Source organism: Clostridium sp. OM05-5BH (assembly GCF_003481505.1).
Lineage (GTDB): Bacteria > Bacillota > Clostridia > Lachnospirales > Lachnospiraceae > Otoolea > Otoolea fessa.
In genome coordinates this window covers 1-21238 of the sequence record NZ_QULJ01000003.1, presented here as the reverse complement: position 1 = coordinate 21238, position 21238 = coordinate 1, and the positions used below count along the sequence as shown (strand labels likewise).

The following is a 21238-nucleotide window of genomic DNA, read 5'->3' as shown; positions in this document are numbered from 1 at the left end:
TATGCGAATCTTAATTGCCCTCCTGCATCTTCTCCCAGGCGATCCGCGCGGCAGTTTGGCAGCCTCTTTGCAACGCATAATTCTTTCAGATTTGCTTTTACCAGTGCCGTCGGTATCGGTTGTCTACAATCAGCTCTCCGTCAATCATGGCATCACCTCCGGGAAGTCTGTAATGCTTATCTGACCGGGAATTCCCTCTTCGATTTCTTCTAGCCGCCATCCAACACCGATGTAATCAAGCACCTTCGCCCAACCGTAATCATTACCATTCTCATCTTTGCAAAGATGGAACATCAGATAATCCCATTCTTTTGGGCTATCTTGGTAAAGCAGATCAAACCGGTGTGGACGTTTCTCCATGTGGATTCCGAAGCCACACATGGAGCAGCCTGTCCGCTGTGCCTTCGTAGTTCTCAACGCTCTAGTGCTATCATGCTCAATCGTTCCATATATCTCTGGAATAATGGTCTCAGGCATTTGAAAGGTTTCTGCGATCTTTCCCTCTTTCAATAGCTTCTCGTAATACTTCTCTTTCAGCCCAGCTCTCCACATGTCATCCATTTCAAGAGCAAGAGTTAAAATATCTTGTCTTCCGAAGATTGCAAATGGTGCCGATCGAATTGTGGACTTCCCGAAGTAATTACATCCATGCATTCTCAAACTCTTTGCTCTTCTCCCGCCCTCTGAAGCCATCAGCCCCAAAAACGGAACCGAATTATGTGCCTTACCCCAGTCATCACTGTTTTTTTCTTTGAGGTAGTAGCAGCATTTGGACGAAACTTTGAAATCCGGCTTCTGATAATTTGTTCCCTCGTTCTCATTCTCGTATCCACCAAACTTTTCAAGCCACTTCTGGCTCATCCTCATGCGGCTGTTTTTCTGCCAGCCGCCATATTCTCCTGTTTCTCCAGTTATGATTGCATGGCGCACGGTTTTATTCCTTTCAGATGGATTCTGCAAAAGTTCGATCTTCGCTGCAATCTCCTTGCTTAAGACCGGGAACCCGAATTCCTGAATAACCTTCTGTTTTGTCCACCTCGTACCATCTGCCCGTTCAAGTGGTGGAATATTGATTATTCCCAGTGCCTTATGCACCCTCTGTATGGATTTATCTTCCAGGAACGATGCGCTCACACCCGGAACTTCAATGCCGCACACTTCGTTGATGAACAAATACAAAACAATGCTGTCCAGTCCACCTACTGACACATGGCAATTCAATCCTCTGTTGTCACATTCCTGCGCAAATTCTTCCACTCTGATTTGTGCATATTTACGTTTGAACTCATATGGTTGTTTCTCCTTAACCATGAAGGACGCGATTTTTTCGCTCGTTCCTTCACGTTTCATTCTCTCTAAAACTGATTCCATTTTCTTAAAGGAGACCGCATATGCATCACTCTGGCCAGAGTCTCAGCTCCCTTCCTATAATTTATTGACTATTTAAGAAATCTAGTTAAACGGTAACCTTGTGCATTTTAATCGCTTCCGGATCATGATTGATCGCGATGTCCACGGAATACCCCGTTGCCATTTCGATCCCGGTGCTTGCTCCTCCACCGGCAAAGTTGTCTACAATCAGCTCTCCGTTAATCATCGACCTCATTCTCCTCTGGCATTCTCTTTTCTAACGCCTCTTTTAAAGCTGCAATAATCGTATAGTCAGAAAGTTGGTTGTTTTATTGTTTTCAGAATTCTTCACTCTTCTTCCTCCTGTATAAATTCATCACTGGCTTCCTTTCTCAAAACGAATATTTAACGTACATATACATATTGCTTCCCTCAATAGGATAATAATATGTGCCGTTTCCAGAATCCTCATATATCATGATTTGATCACACCATTCACCATCCGATTGTTCTTCCCCATGCACTTCCTTCGAAACTCCAAACGAATGTGCGTAAATGTAATCAAAACCGTTTTCGTTGGCCCATTCGTCAAGTTCCTCGAAAAGTTCATTTGCCTCATTCACTAATTTTTCATAACGAGCTGCTTTCTCAGCTATTTCCTTCGATACAGTCATTTTCTATTGCCCTCCTCCGGTACAAATTCTTCGCACGCATCCTCATCCCCCGCCGGATGCCAGTCACAAAACTCATCATACCAGCAATTCCAGCACGCTCTGTTGCATTTTTCGCTCATACTTCCCCCTTGCTTATTAACTCATTGATTTCATGCCCCTTCGGCTTCCAAAGATGCAGGCAGTTCTCCACAGCATTGACATATTCACTCTTTTTCGGATGGATCTGATAGGCTTCTTCCTCATCTTCGAAAAAGACGTCTTTCAGCACGCACATGTCGTCCCAAGTGGGAACTCTGAACTTTTTCTTCGGAGACACGGATACATGCTCCATTCCGTCCTCGTTTTCACTCCATATCACACTGCACGTCCCACAATCAGGAAGTTTGATCCATGCGCTATGAACCGGAAATACGATGGTGTGCCCCCAAATCCGCTCGCTGTTTAATATATCTTCGATTTTTTTCATTCTATGACCTACCTTCCTGCAACTTTTTCCGCGATCACATCACACGCAGCATCAAAGCCTTTCGAGAACTCATCCGATGCATCGCAACCGCCCATCTCTTTCACTTCCTCGAGGATTTCATCGCGGATCCGGGCTCTCTCCTTATTCAGCACTATCTCATCCATGCGCTGTTTAAAACGTCGGTTTTTCGCGTCAATCTGCCGCCAGTCAGTTTCCAGTTTTAATTCTCCGGCGCAGTGCTGCACATCTGTAAATTCCGCCGTCAGATTCATTTTTGCCTCTTCTAGTGTCACAGGCGTCGGATTTTCCGCTCTTAACACCCGCGCCAGCTTAAGCGCCGCCTGTGCCAGCTCCGCTGCTTCTTCTGCCATCTGCTCCAGCATGGCAGGCGTACCGATTTTCTCAATCATCATCGTTCTGACCTCCTTTTACCGCCAGTCTGGCTCGACTCCGCGGTCAAACATTACCAAATCCGCGTATGTAATACTGTGCCCGCCAGTAACCCGCACCAGATGCCGGTGCTTGCTGATCACTTTCACCTTGCGGTGCAATGTCAGCGATTTCTCGATCGTGTCCGACACCTGGACTGTGACCGTGTCGCCTACCTGCACCCGCTCTCTCATCTTGTCGATGTCGCTCGCCCAGATTCCGCCCGCGGCATCTGGGCTTTTCTTTTTAGCCTGGCATTCTGGTTCTGTCGATACTTCTGCCTTGTCCTGACTTTCTGTCTGTACTTCCAGCACTGGTGCCAGAAAATAGACTGCTTTAATTCCACGCAGTCCGCCGCCCTCCCGGTAGACCTGCCCGAGCTCACACATTCTCTCCAGCGCCGTTCTTGTTCTCGATTTATCCTCATCGATTGCAGCCGCAATCTCCTGGAGCAGCATCTTTTTGCCACCAGTGAGTGCCTTACGGATAAGCGCATGCCGTTCATCCATGCTTTTCATCGTCCTCTAACTCCCTTCATCCCGTACCGGGTTCCACAGCGCTTCCAGCCTCGCCCTGTGCCGCTGCGCCCACCATGCCCCACACCATCGCATCGTAGTCGTAACCATGTTCTTCCAGGTTGTGAAAGCGGTTCTTCTTGGCGACTTCGGCGGTCCCATCCTGCCTCTGCGGATTCTTTTCTCTCCTGTCCCAATTTCCAACCGCTGCTTTCCAATCCTTCATGCGATTCTTACCGACCATCCAGCCGTTACTGGTGTAAAAGTTAATAAAGCATACTGCATCCACGTTCGTATAACCCATTTCCCGGCAATATTCACTCACATTCTCCAGGGTGGGAGGCGCGAAGCGCTTTTCTTTTACACCCTCTAGGGTGTTTTCTTTTAAATCATTATCATACTCATTATCATTATCAGCTTTTTTTGCTTTTTCAGAAAAGCATTTGCTTTTTTTGCTTTCCTCCGAAACCATTTGCTTTTTATCAGAAGCATTTATTTTCGGTCTTCCGCCTTTCTTTCCTGCTTCCGATCTGGCTGCACACGCTTCTTTGTAACGCTGGCTGTCCGCATCCAGCTGCTGTTTAATAAGCTCGAACACAAACGCCAGCGCCGGATCCTCCGGAACAGCATCCGGGTCTTTCTGATAGGCGTAGATCGCTTTAATGAGTTCGCCCGCCTGCTCGTTGCTCATCTTTTCGATGGCAGCGCCCCAGCTCTCATACATGACAAAAGACTTCTTATCACTCATCCAAGCCCATCTCCTTTCCCGCCTGCCAGTCACGGTAATAGCAAATCCATGTATCCAGCAACAGGGTAATGATTCCACCGCGAATCTGCGCTTTCAGCTCATCGAAAATATCATCCGAATACATCCGCTGGAAGTTCTGCAGGTACATGGACACCCGCCACGGCTCATAGTTACGCCGGTGCATTACCACCGGAATCTCGCCCGCTCTGGCGTCCCTAGAGGACTGCTGCAGCGCTTTCCGAAGTTTCAGGTCTTCCACCCGCTTCACCTCGATATGTATGTTCGGCAGTCCGATCACATCCGCATCGCCGGAGGTCCCGCAATACTGCTGACCCCGGCGGCAATTATATCCATAGTCCCGCAGAATGCTCGCAAGTTCACGCTCGCCGCGCTTTCCTTTCTCTCTCTGCATCTTCCCCATCCTGTCCTCCGTCCCTGAACATACTAATCTGTCCATATATGCCCTTCGGCTCTTTCCATCCCGTCGCAAATTTAAGTGCTCCCGCCTGTGCGGCGCGGATTGCCTGCACGCGGCGATCCTGCCGCTTAGACCAGCGCTTTGCATCTGCCCGCCCCGCATCCGTTGTCTCCGGCAGGTAATAGCCCTTGCCATCATCACGGGTCAGAATCGCATAATCAAGCCGCAGAATCTCTATTCCCTTGCGGAGCATCCGATCGCTGCATCCGAGGCGCTTGCACAGCTCCCTGCGGGTCTGCGCGTTCTTATGTCCTACACCCAGCGCATTATATAAAGCACTGGTAAAGATTTCCATTTCTGTCAATTTCTTTTCCGACAAATTTCTTCCCCCTTCCGGAGCGGGAGGGTCGGCCTCCCTCCCGGTAAACCAATGGCATCCTGTAAAGGTTCGGTAATATATAACACGGTAAGACGTGCCAGGATGCTGTCTACGGGTTGCTATGTACAAGCCCTGCGGCTGTTGTACCGTTATAAATAACTCTTGCCAAACTCGGCAATAAACTGCTCTCTGGTGCCAATATGCTCCTCGTAATAGGTCTGAGCTTTCCGCTTCAGGCTCTCATCGAACTCTTGGTTCATGTGGACACTGTACGGCGTCATGTTATGCCAGTCCGGGCGGAGCGGAACGATAAAGCCATATGCCTCCGATCTGCTCCGGTTGGCTCCATTAAATACATGATGGATTGCCACCTCCGGGCTTCCCGTCACGATGCAATGCTGCAGATCATCCACCAGCACACTATGTATCTTCTTTCCTGTGGTTTTCTTCATACTCTGCCATCATCCGGGCCAGCTCATCCGGAGGCAGGGTTTCAATCCCCTGCTCTTTGCATTCAGATACCAGCCCATTTATCAATTCACTCATTTCCTTAGTGTCGTAGGTACTGGATCCGGCAAGCACCGTATATGTACGGTATGCTTTCCCGTCCTTACCCTGCTTAACCTGCGAGGTTGGACGGATGTGGAAGGTTTCCGCCTCCAGCGCCGTCTCTTCCGCTTCGGTCGTGTCCGGCACAACCAAATACGCCATCTGACCGGCAATCATGAGATTCTGACCGTACCTCCGAAGCATGAGATTGTGCGCCCGCGGCTTGGATATGCCCGCCACCTCTGCCAGACGCGAGAGAAGCACCCAGTAATACGCATTCGCGTCCAGGCTCCGCTTCTCCCGCCATTGCTTTGCAATGATCCGCAGAGGCTTGTCCTTAATCTTGTCAATCAACGACGATACATCCGATTCCAGCTCAAACGTCAACCGCATCCGACCGGTTTTCCAGTCCATCGACACATCTTTTAAAGTTCCTTTGCTCTCCACATTTAATCATCTCCGTACTTTGCCTTCAAAGCATTCAGCATGGTTCCTGCTTCATTTCCTGTAAGACTATCCCATGCACGATTATTAGATGCAAGCCAATACTCCATATCTACCTTATGCTTTTTACCTAAATTCTTAAGGGTCTGTATCTGCGCTTTGCTTGCTAAAGGCTCGTTCCCGGGAATAACATTGTCAAATGGCTTCTGTTCCTCTTTGAGCCACAAATCAAAACCAAGTCCAGTGTGAATTGCCACACACTTCACAAACGAACGCGTCATGCTATTCCAGACACGCTGTTGATTCATGCTGTTGTCCTTTACAGGATTGCTTCCGTTCATGACCGGTGACTGCATGATGTATTCCTTGCCATCAATTACAACTCTGATGCGAGTTTCGTAGCAACGATTTCTAATTCCGCTCTTATCTTCAAATTCAAGATCAGTATAATAAAGGCTTCCGCCTGTTTTGGGGTTTGGAATTGGTTCAAAATAAACCTCTTCTGCTCCGTATTCGCGCAGAATGTCAATGCACTTCGCCCAATTTAAATATTTAATTCCTTCTCGTTCCATGCAATATCGAGATATGTCCACTTTTCTGAGTTCACTATATGGTTTCAGCACGATCTTCCTCCTTAATCCAGTTGCCAGAGAAGAAGAACTCAACAAAGAGTTCTTTATCTTCCTGCGGCAGTTCATCCAGATGATTCTTCGCGTATTCGAACGCCTCTGCATCGTTCACTGTCTTTCCGGCTTCTGGCGTAAACATCATTCCTTTATACATTCTTCTGTCTTCCTCCAACAGCACCGCAGCATTCACATCTTTCCAGCATCCTGTAACTCCTTTTTCTTGTTCGCAAGCTCTTTCAGCAGTCGCTCCATATCTCCAGCGTGGTCGAGGAAGGCTTGAGCACTCCAACGTCCTTCCGCGCCGCGTGTAAAGCTCCATCCATTTTGATACATGCTAACATCTACGTCTGCTACGTGACCCGAAAACGAAAAGAACGCCGTAGGCTTGCGTCCAGTAAGCTCCTGACTTCTTACCTGTGTGGTATTGATCTCCAACACCATCTCCAGCGCCTCATGAATCTTCTTCCGGCGCATCTTCTCAATTTTCTTTGCCAGTCTCTTCTTCATCAGAATCCTCCCGTGCTACTTCCACAGTTGCAAGAAATGCTATATAGAAATCTGCATATGCTTTCGCCAGCTCTTCTCCCGAAAAATGCTTTTTCAGAAGCGCCGCCGCCATTACTGCCAGGGTTCTCGGAAGAAGTGAATATTTAACATCACCGATGATAAACACCCCTGAATCTCTGGTTGCATCATACTGGATCGTGGCACCAAGGATCATATCCCCCTCCAGCTCCATCGGCTCCCTTTTACCTTTAATTGTTGCTTTTACCATTGCATCCTCCCGAATCTCTTGATATAATCAAGCTGTTAATATTTTTATTGATTTGACCGTTCAGCTCTGCCAAGCTGGCGGTCTTTTTCTTTGGTTTCCCATAACCGGTGTACCGGCTGGCGTTTACCATCGCCCCGGCGCGGTTGGTTCCGTTGGTTCTCCTGCTCATCTTTCTTATTCAATGCCATTGCAGACGCTTTCCAGCAATTCCGCAATCTCCTTTCCGCTGTAAACAGCTCTGTTGTTTTCCGGTGTTTCATTCCCCAGATAGCCTATAAGGTAATGCGTCGCAAGCTTGACGCGTAATCCATCATCACGGTAATCTTCTCTGACTCTCAGATCTTCCCGTGGCATACCTCTGAGGATTTCTTCGACTCTCTTCGACATACTCCTGTCCTCCTTCCCCTGCTGCCAAAAACAGCCTTTACTGCTTCTCCAGCCTCAAACAGCTCTCGCCCCCCTCATCACACGGAACGCTGGGCATTTTTCTTTTAAGCATAATTCAAATCTCGTCCGTGTAACGTCCCCTTGTCCAACAAGTACGGCTGGAAATGTCTCCATCACAGTTCTGAACGGGCAAAACTCCATTTCTCTTTCTCTCATTTAGAACATCCCCGCCGCCTGCGCAATCGCCACCATCGCCCCGGTCGCCACCGCTGCGATCGTCATGCCTACATATGCCAGCCGCCACGCAAACCGCAGATCCGCCTGTGCTCTGCCAAGTTCTTTGTCCAGCACCTCAATGGTCCGCTGGTTCTGACTTCTCAGTTCCATGCATTTCAGTTCTCTTCTCATTACGCTTCCTCGCTTTCTTCTTATAATTTTTGCACGGGTATTCCCGATCGGATTCCATACACCGCCAGCAACTCCAGCAGATCTTACACGACTTTTCTTTCATTTTCATATTTTGCAATCACATTATTGCGAATCTCCAGAAGCCGCAGCACGTACGCCCCAGACACCTTCCACGGCGCAGATTTAAGATTATGGAGCGTTGACATCGATACTCCCAGCTCACCAGCAAGTTTTTCATTTGTCCAACTGGTTCGAATCTTAATTTCGTTTATCCAATCCGCCGTGCAATAGCTCCATGATGGCTTTTTCTTAAATGCAGTTCTTTTCATTTCTTACACCTCCTCCTCATCCTCTGTTGCGAACAGAATTCCCCCTACTCAGCTAATGACATCTGAGCATTGACATCCCGAATCAATCCGGTTCTATCGGCAAATCATCCGTCACACGCTTTTTGAACTTCTTCTGAATTTCTGCCGTTGATACTGGAACTCCTACAAGTTGTACAAAATGTCTCTCTCGCCCGCTGCTGTATGCAACATGGCACTCCTTGAATTTTCTGTCATATATCATGAATGCCATCCGCTTACTGGTAGCTCTCTGGTAAAGTTTAAGACATGGACTGGAGTCCGACCAAACCAGATAAAGGCATTCTTTTCCGCCGCCCTCCAACTCCGCATCCAGAAGCCAGTCCACTGATCTGTTTAAGACCTTTGACAGCTTTTCCAAATCATCCAAATCGATCCGGATCTTTACATTTTCAATTCCCACCAGCCGATGGGGTTTGATTCCTGACTGCTCTGCCAGCTTCTTCTGGGTCCATCCCATTTCTGCTCTGGCTTTGACAATGTTATTTGCAATGTCGCAATAAAAATCAAAGCCAATACGTTCCAGAATCTCGTTCTCAATAAAACGCATCTCTTTTGCCTCCCTTCTAGGTTCGCTCTCTTTATTGGAATACGCCTCTTTTTAATTGCCATCCCCATCCTTTTGCCCTATACTGTACTTACAGGCTTCCAAAAATGCCGAGTACAAAACAAAAGGAGACTCCCATGAGCATTAATTTTGATTCTCTTTTTTCGCACCCATTAGATTTATCGTGGGTAATTACAGCTGTTATTGCTATTGCTGCTTTTTTATCTCCCGTAGCTGTTGCTTTAATTAATAATCACCATGCATATAAAATGAAAAAGCTCGAATTCTGTCATGAAGAAAATATGAAAAAATTATCTCTTTCCCATGAAGCTGCTCAAAAGCAATTTGAAATTTATTATGCTGATAAAAAAACTGCTTTTAGTGAGGTACTTCGCTCCGCTGGTAACTTTACCGCTTCGAAGCAATCTCTTGAACGCTATCAAAATGTCCACTCCGCTGTCGATACAGCTCTTTTGTTCTGTGATTCCCAAAACCAAAAAACACTTATTTCGTTCATGGATAAAATCGACAACGAAGTCTTTGGTAGCGGATCCTCAAGAGAAGAACGAACAATGTATTCTTCCCTTATCGCATCTTTAGGTTGTGAACTTAATAAAGAACTAACTTCTACCAAGCAAATCGTAGAACACGAATAGCGTAAACATGATCGATATAAACAGAGCCCATACAGGATACACCTTGTTATGTGGCTCTATTTTTTTCATAATCAGAACGCATAATGCTCCTAAAAGCCAGCAGCCAATTAACAATACTATCTTCATCCCTCTCACCTCCCTACTCCAACAGATCTTCGATCGCTACGCCGAGATAATCCGCCACTTTCTGAACCTTGCGAATGCCGGGTTCACTCTCGTTCCACTTAGAAATACACCCGTTAGAAAAACCTACCGCTTTCTCCAGTGCAGAAACAGACACGCCTTTTTCTCTGCATGCCTGTTTTACGTTGTCATACAGCACCATTACCACCTCCATTTTAGAAAACTATGTCAGAAAACTTTCTATTTATATATTGACTTTTTACTGAAAATATTCTAATATGAAGTTGTCAGTTCAATAGAATAATTTCAGTAATTACCATTTGTATATTTTAGAAAGTTTTCTGTAACACACTTCTTATTATACCGAAACATTTCTATTTGTCAAGTGGTTTTACAGAATATTTTCTGTAATTAAGGAGGGATATTTTTGACAACATTTGAACGAATAGAAAAGCTGAGAAAAGAAGCTGGACTATCACAGGGAAAACTTGAAAAGGAGCTTGGTTTTTCGAATGGTAGCATATCAAAATGGAAGAACAGCACTCCAACCTATGAACGTTTACAGAAAGTAGCCAACTACTTTAATGTATCTGTTGAATACCTTGCATCGGGCGAATTACCGGAGAATACACCACCATTAACCCCTCGTGACGAAAAGGACATTGAGAAGATTCTAAATAATACCCGCGATCAGCTACTCTCTCAGGAAGGCTTAATGTTTGACGGCGATCCCGCCAGTCCCGAGGCAATCGAGTCGATTCTATCCGCGATGCAGATCGGCATGGAAATGGCGAAGAAGAAAAATAAAGAAAAGTACACTCCTAAAAAATATAAGAAGGAATAGCTTATGGATATTAAGAAAAGGGTCAACACGCTGGTGCGTAAGCATCAGACCAGGAATCCTTTTGATATCATCCGCGGTCTGAATGCCATTGTAGTATTCGCCCCCTTAAGTGGAGTCCGTGGATTTTACCAATATTTTCAGCGAAATAATATCATTTACATAGATGAATCTCTTCCAGAACACGAAAAAACATTTGTTTGTGCCCACGAACTCGGGCATATGCTGCTCCATAAAAAAGCCAATGCATTGTTTATGGATAGCAGAACCCACCTAAACACCCATCGTTACGAGGTGGAGGCAGATACGTTTGCTATGGATCTCTTAATCGATGATGATATGATCGCTGAATATGAACCATACACCGCAGATCAGATATCCCACTTACTGGGATATCGTAAAGACTTAGTCAAATTACGTTTCCAGCAAAAATAACAAAAGGAGAAAACTATGGGATTATTTGATACTTTTAAAGGGAATCAATATAAGGCTGAACTTGAAAAGTCTCAAGCTGAATGTGAACGGTTAAAAAGTTTATTCACACCCGAAATGCAGCATGCTGATGCCTTGCAAAGGAAAATTGAAGAACTCCAAAACGAAATTTCCACAAAAGAAAATGAAATTGCTTCGCTTTCTTCTGATATATCCAAGAAAAACAATGAAATCAATTCGCTGAATGATACAATACATAAAAAACATTCCGAAATATCATGGATGGACGATGAAATCATTGTACAGGAGTTTGGACTGTACCAGCCGCATTATGATTTTGCCAGTGCTTTAGACTATAAGGAAGAATTAGCAAAAATACGCGCTAAACAAAAAGAATTAATAAAGAATAAGAATGCGGTTTCCGGAAGTACCGAATGGACTGTAAATGGTAGCGTCTCTAAAGGCAAGAAAATGGTCTCTGATACTCAGAAATTGCTCATGCGAGCTTTTAATAGCGAATGTGATGATTTAATATCCCGTGTTAAATACACCAATTTTGACGCAACATTAGATCGTATCTATAAATCGGCTGAGGCTATTTCAAAACTAGGAACCATTATGAGTATTTCCATAACTCAACCCTATTTAGATGCCAAAGTTAAAGAACTCCGTTTAGCTTTCGAATATCAGCAGAAAAAACAACAGGAAAAAGAAGAACTAAAAGCTGCCCGCGCAGAACAGCGCGAACAGGCTCGTATCCAAAAGGAAATTGAAGAACAGCGAAAAAGAATCGAAAAAGAGCAAACACATTACCAAACTGCTTATGAGCATTTACAGTTGCAGCTCCAGCAAAAACCTAACGATGCGGATCTCTTAGAGAAGAAAGCACAGCTTGAGTCTCATATCAAAGATATAGAAAAAGCCATTGCAGATATTGATTACCGTCAGGCGAATATGAAAGCTGGTTACGTTTACGTAATTTCAAATATTGGTTCTTTCGGTCCTAATGTTTATAAAATTGGAATGACCCGAAGATTAGACCCTCAAGACCGCGTGGATGAACTTGGCGATGCTTCTGTTCCGTTTAATTTTGATGTACACGCAATGATTTTTTCTGATGATGCTCCTGCTCTGGAAGCTGCTTTGCATAGGGCATTTGAAGATCGTAAGATAAATATGGTAAATACGCGCCGAGAATTTTTCAATGTAACCCTGGATGAAATCAAAGAAGTAGTTAAGAAAAACTTTGATAAAACAGTAGAATTTATAGACGTTCCAGACGCCGAACAATTCCGCATCAGCCAACGAATGCATTCTGAAGAAAATGCTCATTAAAGCATAAAATGGTCGATTTCGACCCCTTTAAATAGCAAAACCGCCCGGTGCTACCAACACCGAACGGCTTTACATAGATTTTCTCTTACAGGATCACTCCCGGAAGATATAATCAAACTTGAACACTTTGAATTATATCATTCTTCCGGGTGCCCTGCAAGGGGTGTATTTCCTATACCCACCAAGGAGGATGATATCATTATGGCAAAACGCAAAAATTCACTCCCATCCGGGAACTTTCGTGTTCTGGCTTTAGATTACACAGATCCGGATGGTAAACGTCATTATAAGTCCTTTACCGCGCCGACCAAGAAAGAGGCGCGGATGCTTGCAGACGAATGAAAATTATCAAAGAAAAGGAACCGCGCCGAAAATATATCCGTTCGTGTCGCTGTCCAGCGATACAAGGACATGAAAGCAGCCGTCCTTTCCCCGTCTACCCTACGCGGCTATGCAGGACTCTTGCGGACGCACTTCCAGGGCGATTTCGGCAGCACACGCCTTAATGAATTGAACAGCCAGATTGTACAGATCTGGATATCTGATTTATCGAAAAGGCTTAGCCCTAAGACCGTCCGAAATGCCTATGCGCTTCTGACAGCGGCTCTCGATATGTTTGCCCCCGACCTTTCTATCCGCGTACAGCTTCCCGCCCGGAAGCACCCGGAGCTATATTGTCCGAACGACGCAGACATCCAGCGGCTCCTGGCTGAATCTGCGGGAACTGATCTGGAAACAGCCATTCTTCTGGCGGCATTTGGTCCGCTTCGCCGCGGCGAAATCTGCGCCCTGACTTCCCGTGATATCAAGGGGAACACCATAACTGTCAGCAAAAGCATCGTGCGCAGCGAAGACAATGAGTGGATAACCAAATCGCCCAAAACCTACGGCAGCTATCGGACCATACAAATGCCAGAATTCTTTTTTAAACATATACGCGGTAAAAAAGGGCCGCTGTGTAATCTGAATCCCGATCAGCTCACGCGAGAATTCGAGCGGGTTCTGGATCTCTGCCAGCTCCCCCACTTCCGCTTTCATGACCTGCGGCATTACTCCGCGTCCATCATGCATGCGATCGGAGTCCCGGATCAATACATTATGCAGCGCGGCGGCTGGTCCTCTGATAATGTGATGAAAACCGTCTACCGGAATGTCATTGATTCGGAGGCAGAAAAGCAGAGTCAGCTGATCCTTGAACATTTCCAAAAAGTTGCAAACGTAAAATCATGCAACACGAAATGCAACACGATGCCTGAAAAGCATTGATATTAAAGGCTTCTTCGCGGGTTCAAGTCCCGCAGCCGGCAGATTTGAAAGCCCTTGAAAATATTGGTTTTTTCCTTTATTTTCAAGGGCTTTTGGTGTTTTCAAGCAAATATCTATCAGCCTTTCTTATCCTGTTTCATCTCCCGCCTTTTCTTCGTCATCAGACCGCCAATCCGCCCGCTCTCCTTGGCAGTCAGGCTTCTCCAGCCATACTGCCGTACCTTGTCTGCCAGCCCAATTTCTTCCGCCACCTCATATTTCAGCCGCTCTGCCGGGGTCATTTTCTCAAAATCCACCTTATTTTCATCCATAAAAAATACTCCTTTCCACCTTGTGTACTCAGAGTATGTCCATTTTCTGGAAAACTATTCGCATTGTTTTTCTCTGTCCAGCTGCTCTTCCATCTCATCCAGCTCGTCGATCTCTTCCGGCAGCTGCTCTTCCATCTCATCCGGCTCGTCGATCTCATCCGGCAGCTGCTCCGTATCATCCCATATCTCCTCCGAATCACCCCAGTTATATTTATCCTGAAATTTTTTTTCCTGATCGATCAGAAAATCCAGTCCGGCAGCTGCGCCTCCAATGGCAGCCCCGATCGATGTCACACCGATTCCACCCACAAAGAGGACAGCGCCAATGATTGCCATTTTTTTCATCCATTTTTTCATTTTCCTATCCTCCTACGCCCTGGCTGACAGATAACCTGCCGCCTGACGGCAAAGCTGAATGATTCCCTTGACTGCCCACGGCAGAAATACACCGTAAAACAGGATACAGCCGCATATCAGAAGCAGACAGCTGCCCTCTGCCGCGATACCCAATCCGATGAACATCAGTCCCATCGCAAAATGTTCAAACAGACTCGCTGCACCCAGAACGAACAGCATAATTCCGCCAACAAACACCAGCACCGTCATCAGTCCCAGCACCACCAATATCGCTGCCAGTGCGACTGCCAGCCCAAAAACACTTCCCACAGTCCCCGTTACCAGCGAAAAGATAAATGGAAGAACTGCAAGCACTACCAGAACTGCCACAACCATTCCAATCTTGGAACCGGTTATTTTTTCTTTTAAGCAATGCAGCATCTCGCTCAGACGGCTTCTTTGATTCTCATTGGATGCCGCATTTTCTCCCGTTTCCTCATCCCGAAATTCCCGGAATGGGGCATCCTCGGTTCCAGCCTGAAATCCTGCTTCTTTTTCTCGTTCTCCCTGTTCTGCCCCACCGCTTCTGGATAAAGTCGTCCGCTTTTCTTCAAACCGGCTGTCATTGTACCCCCGGTCTGTAAATTCGCCGCCACTCCATTCACTCTGCAGCTCCGTCCGGATTACCTCGGCAATATGCTCCGGACTCTGAAATTCTGCAAGTACCTCTTCTTCCTTCTCCGGTCCCGCTTCCTCCAGATAATCGCGGTAATAGTCAATCGCATCCCGTTTTTCTTCTTCCGGAATATCCTGCAAGAGCGCTTCCAGCCTCTCTAAAAATGCTTCTTTTTTCATGATCTGCCTCTCCTTATCCCTCTTTCAGTATCTCTGAAATTTTTCCTGCATACACGTTCCACTCACCCCGGTAAAGATTCAGCTGAATCCGTCCCGCCTCCGTTATTTTGTAATACCGTCGGTTTCTGCCGTCGATCGCCCGGTCATATGTTTCCAGGCAGTCATCCTTCTGAAGCCGCCGCAACACCGGATAAAGCGTGGACTCCGATATTTCGATTGCCTGACGGACATCCTGCGTGATCTTATACCCATATGTTCCTTCTGCAGATTTTGATACAACTGAAAGGACGATCGCATCCAGAAGCGCAGCTCCTGTATTAAAAACCATCTTATCCCTCCTAAGATTCACTAATTCAAAATATAATATTTTTTCTTGTTTAATATTATATGTTATATAATATTGTATCTAAATTATATATCAGTGTACCTTCTTTGTCAATATTTTTCCAAATATCCTTATGACTCACTCCAATCCATCTTTCTGCTCCCACAACCCTTCACCACGCCGTATCCCGCTCCTCATCACGCAAAAAACAGACCGTACAACCTATGTTCCATCACATACGCCATACTGCCTGTTTTCATTTTTATCTTAATAAAATCACCAAATAGCTTTCTACAGCACCAGAAACAGCCAGCTCTTTCTTCCAATCCCAGAAATACCCAACTGCGTTCCGGTCAAGAATACCATGCCCCACGCCATCACAAAAACGGCTGCCACCTCCACATTCTTCCTGTGGAAGTGACAGCCTGATGATTCTTTCATCCTCCGTCTGACGCACTATCTGTCCGATGAGAAACTGGCGTCAACCGTTTGATTAGTTTTCTTCTGCTTCCTGATTCTCAAGAGCTTTCATGCTCAGGCTGATCTTGCGGTCTGCCTCGTTGAAATCAACTACCTTAGCAGTGATAACCTGTCCTACGCTCAGTACGTCGGATGGTTTGTCAACATGCTCTCTGGAAATCTGGGATACGTGAAGAAGTGCATCTACACCTGGCTCCAGCTCAACGAATGCGCCGAAATCAGTCATACGTGCTACCTTGCCTTCTACTACGTTGCCTACAGCATATTTCTCAGCTGCGTTTGCCCACGGATTGCTCTCCGGGAACTTTAAGCTCAGAGCGATCTTCTCGCCGTTGATATCTTTGATCAGAGCTTTTACTTTATCGCCTACTTTGAAAACCTTCTTCGGGTTCTCAACTCTGCCCCAGGACATCTCAGAGATGTGAAGCAGACCGTCAGCGCCGCCAAGGTCGATAAATGCACCGAAATCAGTTACATTCTTAACAACACCTTCTACGGTCTGACCAACAGCGATCTTCTCGAATAATTCTTTCTGCATAGCAGCTTTCTTCTCAAGCAGGATCTGCTTGCGGTCGCCGATGATACGGCTTCTTCTTCCGCTCGGATTGAACTCGGTAACTACGAACTCAATCTCCTGACCTGCGTACTTGGATAAGTCTTTATCATAAGTATCAGAAACCATGCTTGCCGGAATGAATACACGGGTTCCCTCAACCTCTACTACGAGGCCTTTCTCCATAACCTGTGTAACTTTCTCTTTCAGAACTTCCTTGTTCTCGAAAGCTTCTTTCAGACGTTTCAGACCCTTATCAGCAGCCAGTCTCTTGTAAGATAAAGCAGCCATGCCCTCTCCGTCGTTTACTTTCAGAACTTTTGCTTCCAGTTCGTCGCCGACCTGAACTTTGGTTCTAAGATCTACGCCCGGCTCATTGGTGAATTCGCTTCTTGTGATGATGCCTTCGGATTTGCTTCCAGCGATGCTGAGAATGATTTCGTCTTCCTTGACACCGATAACCTGACCGGTAACAGCCTCTCCTGTACGTAATCTCTTGAATGATGATTCTTCAAACATTTGTTCAAAACTTAATTCTGACATTAGTATGAACCTCCTCGATAATTTGATTTGGGGTCGATGCCCCGGCTGTAATACCTACGCTGCGCACAGTACCTGTTATCTCAGGCTTGAAATCTTCCAGTGTCTGAATGTAGTAAGTGTGTTTACATTCCCTGCGGCAAATCTCATACAACTTTTGTGTGTTAGAACTGTTCTTGCCTCCAATCACAATCATAACATCAACCTGTGAAGCTATCTGCCTCGCCTCAACCTGTCTCTCCTGTGTTGCATTGCAAATCGTATTTAAAACAAGTATATCATAATACGTTTTTGAAATTTTTTCAACTAAATCTTGAAATTTATTGTAGTTAAATGTCGTCTGCGCCACGATACAGAGCTTTTCATCCGGTCTGAGTGCCAGATTTTCAAATTCCTCCAGTGACTCGACTGCCAGAGTATACTCATTTCCCCAGCCTTTGATACCCTCGACCTCCGGGTGGTGCTCATTTCCCACGATAATCACGCGGCGTCCGGCTTCGCACTGTTCCCGGACAATCTTGTGGATCTTTTTGACAAATGGACAGGTCGCGTCCACAAGCTCCAGTCCCTGGCGTTCCAGGAGTTCATAGATCTCCCTGCCTACGCCGTGGGAACGGATGACGACCACGCCTTCTTTCAGGGCTTCCAGTTCCTCCTTCGAATTGATGACCTGTACGCCCTTCTCTTCCAGATCCCGCACCACCTCTTCATTGTGGATGATGGGACCGTAGGTATAGATCGGCTTCTTCCCCGTCGCTATCTGATCATATACCTTCTCGACTGCCCGCTTCACGCCAAAGCAGAAGCCAGCCGTCTTCGCAACTGTGATTTCCATGTTCCTGCCCGCCATTCCTCCTATTCCTCATCGTCTTGGATAAATAAATCCCCTCTGTCTCCTTCATAAAATCCACCTTTGCTCCTGTCTCTCATAGCATCCCGCGAATTCTCCAGAATAGAAATTCTTCCGCCTTTAATCGGCAACTCATTTACCCTCATTGTTATAGTCTATCATACTTTAGACTGCTGGTAAAGTCTAAATCGACGTAAAATTATATAAAATTTACACGATTAACTGATTTTGCAACCGCATTCCGGAATTTACGCCGCATTCAGTCCCTGTCTTCAGAAATTGCCGTTACTCCTTTTGCCTCCCGGCAGCCGGATCGGCGTCCGGATCATCCGACCGGATGCCTGCCAGACGCATAAACTCACGCATCGCCGCCGTCACATAACGCCCCCGCTTGACCGAAAATGTGATCTCCCGCTCAGACAACGGGTCGTCTATCTTATAATAGACCAGCCTCGGGTCCTCCGGACGCCACTGTACAATATCAGAACGCACAAACATCGCTCCAACCCCATTGGAGACGATATTTAAAGAAGTCAGCACCTGATCCACCATCATCACAGTTTTCATCGTAAAACCGCTGTTGCGGCACATTTTCGCGCCTCGTTTATACATATCATTGCCCGGTTTCATCGTGATAAACGGCACATCCTTAAATTCCTTTAACGGAACTGCCTCCACCTCCGGTTTTAAAAAGGACTTGGACAGAATCTCCTGCCTGGACAGTCGGTATGGCTGCAGCTTCCGGTTAACCGGAAAACTTTCCGGAACTGCCAGAATCAGATTTTCCTTCCGGAATAAATACCGTTTGATCGAAGTATCGTCCTTCTCCATCGCCGTCTCCAACACCAGATCCAGCGACTCATTTTCCAACCCCGCTTTCAGCTCCCGCGTATTTCCTTCTGTTAGGTCAATCGTAACCTGCGGATATTTTGTCTGAAAACGGGCAATCAGATCCGGATACACAAACGAGCAGAAATAAGATGCACCGCCGAGCGCCAGCGTGCCGCCCTGAAGCCCCGCAATATCTTGAAAATACCGTTCCAGATTCCGTTCCAGAAAAAGAATCTTTTCAACGGTACGGATGTAATACGCGCCCTCCTTCGTCACCGTCAGCGGAATCGTACTGCGATCAAAAATCGGCGCTCCCATCTCTTTCTCTGCCTTCCGCACCATGTTGCTGAGTGCTGGCTGGCTGATAAAAAGCTTCTTCGCCGCTTTGGAAAAACTCTTTTCTTTGTAAACCTCATACACGTACTTCATTTCATTCAGCATTTGTCAATTCCCCCTGTCCATTTTCCATCCTGCTTTGCTTAAACGAATATAACCGCCATATCTAACAGTTATTTTTTATTGTTATTATTTTATCATAAGATTTCTATATCTGCAAACAAATAAACTGTATTTTCCGTCCATTTGTCGTTTTTCAGACAGAATCCAGCTTGTTTTACGAAACTTCCATGTGCGTGAATCAGCACTCAAAAGAAGCTGCGAACGCCTGCGCTCTGCACATCTAAGGCAGCTAACCTGCGTCCACAGCTTCCATTTTTAATATGGAGGTTTATTCAATTCCTAAGCTTTTACAAATTTCTGATGTTTTATATTGCGGCTGCTCAAGGGGAAATCGCAACCGCAATTCATGCAGTCTTTCATTGGCAATTCGTTCTTGATACTTCTTAATATATAGCCATATTATTTGTCGCCCAAACAAACAACCTTGCCGTCTTTTACGATCAGAACCTCTTCTGGTGTTCCCTCGTCGAAGATAACGGTCGGATTGTACTGTACCATGTCGATATGTACGGTCGAACGTGCAGGCTGTCCATAGTAGAATCCGTTGCCCATTGCGATGTGGCAGGTTCCTCTTGCCTTCTTCTCTTCCTCGAAGTCTCCGTTGAACATACAAGCCGGGTTAAGTCCAAGTCCGATCTCTGCAATGTTGTCGGAATCTTTAACTTCTGCGATCTGACGGCGGATTTCTTTACAAATCTTCGGATCGCCGCCAACTACCTCTACGATACGCCCTTTTTCGATTCTTAACTCAACCGGTGTGGTCGGGCATCCATAGTAGCAGATAGGTCCATCAATTACCAGTTTGCCATGGGTTGTGTCGATCACCGGTCCTAAGGAAACCTCGCCGTCAGACCATGCCATTGCATCGCCCGGATTTCTCGCGATACCACATTCGATGATCGGCTCCATCTGATTCATTTCCATGTACAGGTCGGTACCAGCCGGTGTGGTGATGTGAGCCATCTTATGACCTCTCCAGATAGCCTGCAGCTTCTCGCCATCTGCGTAAACTGCTTCGTAGTCTGCCAGAGCGCCGCCTCGTGTGAAGTTATCAATACTTCTTAAGCAGATGGAAACCTCACGGAGTTTCTTCTGGTTGATGAGCTCTTTCAGATGGTTATTGTAGATAGCTGCACCGGATGCAGTTGTCATGCCGACAAATACATCGCAGGCATCCATGCCAAGCTCCAGGGATTTCGGGAAAATGGTTGCTTTATCTTTTCCACGAATCGGCATCATGTATACGCCGTACTCAGCGCCACAGTTTAAAGCCGCTGCTGCCATCGCCTGGGTCATTCTTTCGTCGGTCTGAGGGTCAACGACAATCAAAACTTCCTCGCCCGGTTTAACAGCCATCAGGTTGCCAAGAAGATACTGCGCACGTTCCATACATTCGATAATTCTGTTATCACTCATAGTTCATTCTCCTCGCTTTTTTTATTATTTGACAGTTTCCGCATCCAGCCGATTTAAGCTATCTGCCTGTCATTGTTCTCTGTTTCATAGCTGTTTATTTAGTTTTTCTGTTCCTCATGAGGTTTGACTATATACTATCAAACCCGCACACACTTATAAACAAATATACCCATTTGCGAATATGTTATAAATATTTCGTGATAAGGGGTTTACCATCCTGCTGGAAGCATTCCCAGTGCGCTGAAAATTGCGTAGAATACGGTACTGCCGTACAGCAGGACGATAATCGCCTGCATCGGCTTGCTTGCCATCCAGCCGCAGTTCCATACCAGCTCAATGTCACCTGTTTTTCTTGCTCGGGAGGCAGTGCTTCACATCCAAATCAGACTTAAAAACACCAAGAATCCCCGTTCAGCCGATACACTGGCTGAACGGGGATTCCTGGCGTCATACAAAACAGTAAGGTATATTTATATGGTTATAATTGGGGTGAACTGTCTAGTTGGATGCAATAGTTTTATTTGTCGCCCAAACAAACAACCTTGC

The 21238-nt window shown here is 46.1% G+C and carries 36 protein-coding genes and 1 pseudogene; 6 read left to right on the top strand and 31 right to left on the bottom strand.

Annotated features, from left to right (window positions below; translation table 11 throughout):
• Positions 1-144 precede the first annotated feature (144 nt).
• The 21 genes from DXB70_RS04810 to DXB70_RS04730 all read right to left on the bottom strand — a co-directional run bounded on the left by DXB70_RS04810 (position 145) and on the right by DXB70_RS04730 (position 9086).
• Positions 145-1371, bottom strand: coding sequence for a hypothetical protein (locus DXB70_RS04810; RefSeq protein WP_118672774.1), 1227 nt, complete (start codon positions 1369-1371; stop codon positions 145-147).
• A gap of 85 nt (positions 1372-1456) precedes the next feature.
• Positions 1457-1597 (bottom strand): hypothetical protein, encoded by a 141-nt coding sequence (locus DXB70_RS14120; RefSeq protein ID WP_182448424.1) that lies wholly within the window; start codon positions 1595-1597, stop codon positions 1457-1459.
• Positions 1598-1742: 145 nt separating this feature from the next.
• Complete coding sequence (locus DXB70_RS04805; RefSeq protein WP_118672773.1) at positions 1743-2024, bottom strand: hypothetical protein; 282 nt, start codon at positions 2022-2024, stop codon at positions 1743-1745.
• Positions 2021-2143, bottom strand: coding sequence for a hypothetical protein (locus DXB70_RS14540; protein WP_279220374.1), 123 nt, complete (start codon positions 2141-2143; stop codon positions 2021-2023). The genes DXB70_RS04805 and DXB70_RS14540 overlap by 4 nt, the downstream gene beginning before the upstream one ends.
• Positions 2140-2490 carry a hypothetical protein gene (locus DXB70_RS04800; protein ID WP_118522327.1) on the bottom strand — a complete coding sequence of 117 codons (351 nt, stop codon included), beginning with the start codon at positions 2488-2490 and terminating at the stop codon, positions 2140-2142. The genes DXB70_RS14540 and DXB70_RS04800 overlap by 4 nt, the downstream gene beginning before the upstream one ends.
• A gap of 8 nt (positions 2491-2498) precedes the next feature.
• Positions 2499-2903, bottom strand: a complete 405-nt coding sequence (locus DXB70_RS04795) for a hypothetical protein (protein WP_118522326.1) — start codon at positions 2901-2903, stop codon at positions 2499-2501.
• Between the two features lie 15 nt (positions 2904-2918).
• On the bottom strand, positions 2919-3437 hold the full coding sequence (locus DXB70_RS04790; RefSeq protein WP_118672772.1) for a hypothetical protein: 519 nt from the start codon (positions 3435-3437) through the stop codon (positions 2919-2921).
• A 16-nt stretch (positions 3438-3453) separates the two neighbouring features.
• Positions 3454-4182 (bottom strand): DUF6291 domain-containing protein, encoded by a 729-nt coding sequence (locus DXB70_RS04785; protein WP_118672771.1) that lies wholly within the window; start codon positions 4180-4182, stop codon positions 3454-3456.
• Positions 4175-4594: a hypothetical protein gene (locus DXB70_RS04780; protein WP_347559586.1), complete on the bottom strand. Its 420-nt coding sequence runs from the start codon at positions 4592-4594 to the stop codon at positions 4175-4177. The genes DXB70_RS04785 and DXB70_RS04780 overlap by 8 nt, the downstream gene beginning before the upstream one ends.
• Complete coding sequence (locus DXB70_RS04775) at positions 4560-4979, bottom strand: hypothetical protein (protein WP_243024541.1); 420 nt, start codon at positions 4977-4979, stop codon at positions 4560-4562. The genes DXB70_RS04780 and DXB70_RS04775 overlap by 35 nt, the downstream gene beginning before the upstream one ends.
• 149 nt (positions 4980-5128) lie before the next feature.
• Positions 5129-5431 (bottom strand): phosphoenolpyruvate carboxykinase, encoded by a 303-nt coding sequence (locus DXB70_RS04770; protein ID WP_118672769.1) that lies wholly within the window; start codon positions 5429-5431, stop codon positions 5129-5131.
• Positions 5400-5975 carry a hypothetical protein gene (locus DXB70_RS04765; protein WP_118672768.1) on the bottom strand — a complete coding sequence of 192 codons (576 nt, stop codon included), beginning with the start codon at positions 5973-5975 and terminating at the stop codon, positions 5400-5402. Before DXB70_RS04765 ends, DXB70_RS04770 begins: the two co-directional genes overlap by 32 nt.
• A gap of 2 nt (positions 5976-5977) precedes the next feature.
• Positions 5978-6595 carry a DUF1071 domain-containing protein gene (locus DXB70_RS04760; RefSeq protein WP_118672767.1) on the bottom strand — a complete coding sequence of 206 codons (618 nt, stop codon included), beginning with the start codon at positions 6593-6595 and terminating at the stop codon, positions 5978-5980.
• On the bottom strand, positions 6579-6755 hold the full coding sequence (locus tag DXB70_RS14115) for a hypothetical protein (protein WP_182448416.1): 177 nt from the start codon (positions 6753-6755) through the stop codon (positions 6579-6581). The genes DXB70_RS04760 and DXB70_RS14115 overlap by 17 nt, the downstream gene beginning before the upstream one ends.
• Positions 6756-6787: 32 nt before the next feature.
• Entirely contained in the window at positions 6788-7108 is a 321-nt protein-coding gene (locus tag DXB70_RS04755) for a hypothetical protein (protein ID WP_118538672.1), read from the bottom strand.
• Complete coding sequence (locus DXB70_RS04750) at positions 7080-7376, bottom strand: hypothetical protein (RefSeq protein ID WP_118472891.1); 297 nt, start codon at positions 7374-7376, stop codon at positions 7080-7082. Before DXB70_RS04750 ends, DXB70_RS04755 begins: the two co-directional genes overlap by 29 nt.
• The gene (locus DXB70_RS14040) at positions 7357-7545 is read right to left on the bottom strand and encodes a hypothetical protein (protein WP_147354041.1); all 189 of its coding nucleotides are present in this window, start codon (positions 7543-7545) and stop codon (positions 7357-7359) included. Before DXB70_RS14040 ends, DXB70_RS04750 begins: the two co-directional genes overlap by 20 nt.
• Before the next feature lie 5 nt (positions 7546-7550).
• Entirely contained in the window at positions 7551-7763 is a 213-nt protein-coding gene (locus DXB70_RS04745) for a hypothetical protein (protein ID WP_118472892.1), read from the bottom strand.
• A gap of 216 nt (positions 7764-7979) precedes the next feature.
• Positions 7980-8171: a hypothetical protein gene (locus DXB70_RS04740; RefSeq protein WP_118472893.1), complete on the bottom strand. Its 192-nt coding sequence runs from the start codon at positions 8169-8171 to the stop codon at positions 7980-7982.
• Between the two features lie 83 nt (positions 8172-8254).
• The gene (locus DXB70_RS04735) at positions 8255-8500 is read right to left on the bottom strand and encodes a hypothetical protein (RefSeq protein WP_118472894.1); all 246 of its coding nucleotides are present in this window, start codon (positions 8498-8500) and stop codon (positions 8255-8257) included.
• An 82-nt stretch (positions 8501-8582) separates the two neighbouring features.
• Positions 8583-9086, bottom strand: a complete 504-nt coding sequence (locus tag DXB70_RS04730; protein WP_118472895.1) for a helix-turn-helix transcriptional regulator — start codon at positions 9084-9086, stop codon at positions 8583-8585.
• 134 nt (positions 9087-9220) lie between these two features.
• Between DXB70_RS04730 and DXB70_RS04725 the strand changes: the two genes are divergently transcribed.
• Positions 9221-9739, top strand: coding sequence for a hypothetical protein (locus DXB70_RS04725; protein WP_118672766.1), 519 nt, complete (start codon positions 9221-9223; stop codon positions 9737-9739).
• Positions 9740-9878: 139 nt separating this feature from the next.
• Here DXB70_RS04725 and DXB70_RS04720 read toward each other — a convergent pair whose 3' ends face one another.
• Positions 9879-10064 carry a helix-turn-helix transcriptional regulator gene (locus DXB70_RS04720; RefSeq protein WP_182434359.1) on the bottom strand — a complete coding sequence of 62 codons (186 nt, stop codon included), beginning with the start codon at positions 10062-10064 and terminating at the stop codon, positions 9879-9881.
• 225 nt (positions 10065-10289) lie between these two features.
• Here DXB70_RS04720 and DXB70_RS04715 point away from each other — a divergent pair, with 225 nt between their 5' ends.
• The 5 genes from DXB70_RS04715 (at position 10290) to DXB70_RS04700 (ending at position 13736) form a co-directional block, all read left to right on the top strand.
• The gene (locus DXB70_RS04715) at positions 10290-10706 is read left to right on the top strand and encodes a helix-turn-helix transcriptional regulator (protein ID WP_182434360.1); all 417 of its coding nucleotides are present in this window, start codon (positions 10290-10292) and stop codon (positions 10704-10706) included.
• Between the two features lie 3 nt (positions 10707-10709).
• Positions 10710-11138: an ImmA/IrrE family metallo-endopeptidase gene (locus tag DXB70_RS04710; protein ID WP_118672764.1), complete on the top strand. Its 429-nt coding sequence runs from the start codon at positions 10710-10712 to the stop codon at positions 11136-11138.
• A 15-nt stretch (positions 11139-11153) separates the two neighbouring features.
• A complete protein-coding gene (locus tag DXB70_RS04705; protein WP_118672763.1) occupies positions 11154-12470 on the top strand; it encodes a DUF4041 domain-containing protein in 1317 nt (438 codons plus the stop codon).
• A gap of 201 nt (positions 12471-12671) precedes the next feature.
• Positions 12672-12812: a hypothetical protein gene (locus tag DXB70_RS14340; RefSeq protein WP_243099906.1), complete on the top strand. Its 141-nt coding sequence runs from the start codon at positions 12672-12674 to the stop codon at positions 12810-12812.
• A 69-nt stretch (positions 12813-12881) separates the two neighbouring features.
• Positions 12882-13736, top strand: coding sequence for a site-specific integrase (locus DXB70_RS04700; RefSeq protein WP_243099905.1), 855 nt, complete (start codon positions 12882-12884; stop codon positions 13734-13736).
• Positions 13737-13852: 116 nt separating this feature from the next.
• On the opposite strand, the gene DXB70_RS04695 is transcribed toward DXB70_RS04700, so the two are convergent.
• The 9 genes and pseudogenes from DXB70_RS04695 to DXB70_RS04655 all read right to left on the bottom strand — a co-directional run bounded on the left by DXB70_RS04695 (position 13853) and on the right by DXB70_RS04655 (position 20692).
• Positions 13853-14047, bottom strand: a complete 195-nt coding sequence (locus DXB70_RS04695) for a small, acid-soluble spore protein, alpha/beta type (RefSeq protein ID WP_106999744.1) — start codon at positions 14045-14047, stop codon at positions 13853-13855.
• A gap of 54 nt (positions 14048-14101) precedes the next feature.
• Positions 14102-14404 carry a hypothetical protein gene (locus DXB70_RS04690; RefSeq protein ID WP_118491223.1) on the bottom strand — a complete coding sequence of 101 codons (303 nt, stop codon included), beginning with the start codon at positions 14402-14404 and terminating at the stop codon, positions 14102-14104.
• Positions 14405-14416: 12 nt separating this feature from the next.
• Positions 14417-15238: a DUF1700 domain-containing protein gene (locus tag DXB70_RS04685; RefSeq protein ID WP_118472902.1), complete on the bottom strand. Its 822-nt coding sequence runs from the start codon at positions 15236-15238 to the stop codon at positions 14417-14419.
• A gap of 13 nt (positions 15239-15251) precedes the next feature.
• A complete protein-coding gene (locus tag DXB70_RS04680) occupies positions 15252-15566 on the bottom strand; it encodes a PadR family transcriptional regulator (RefSeq protein WP_022360428.1) in 315 nt (104 codons plus the stop codon).
• A 291-nt stretch (positions 15567-15857) separates the two neighbouring features.
• Positions 15858-15950, bottom strand: a pseudogene (locus tag DXB70_RS04675) (EamA family transporter); the annotation flags it as partial.
• Between the two features lie 106 nt (positions 15951-16056).
• On the bottom strand, positions 16057-17139 hold the full coding sequence (gene rpsA / locus DXB70_RS04670) for a 30S ribosomal protein S1 (protein ID WP_022360427.1): 1083 nt from the start codon (positions 17137-17139) through the stop codon (positions 16057-16059).
• Positions 17120-17971: a 4-hydroxy-3-methylbut-2-enyl diphosphate reductase gene (gene ispH / locus DXB70_RS04665; RefSeq protein ID WP_118467777.1), complete on the bottom strand. Its 852-nt coding sequence runs from the start codon at positions 17969-17971 to the stop codon at positions 17120-17122. Before ispH ends, rpsA begins: the two co-directional genes overlap by 20 nt.
• 300 nt (positions 17972-18271) lie before the next feature.
• On the bottom strand, positions 18272-19258 hold the full coding sequence (locus DXB70_RS04660) for a LysR family transcriptional regulator (protein ID WP_106999740.1): 987 nt from the start codon (positions 19256-19258) through the stop codon (positions 18272-18274).
• A 417-nt stretch (positions 19259-19675) separates the two neighbouring features.
• Positions 19676-20692 carry an aminopeptidase gene (locus DXB70_RS04655; protein ID WP_118524346.1) on the bottom strand — a complete coding sequence of 339 codons (1017 nt, stop codon included), beginning with the start codon at positions 20690-20692 and terminating at the stop codon, positions 19676-19678.
• Between the last annotated feature and the right edge of the window lie 546 nt (positions 20693-21238).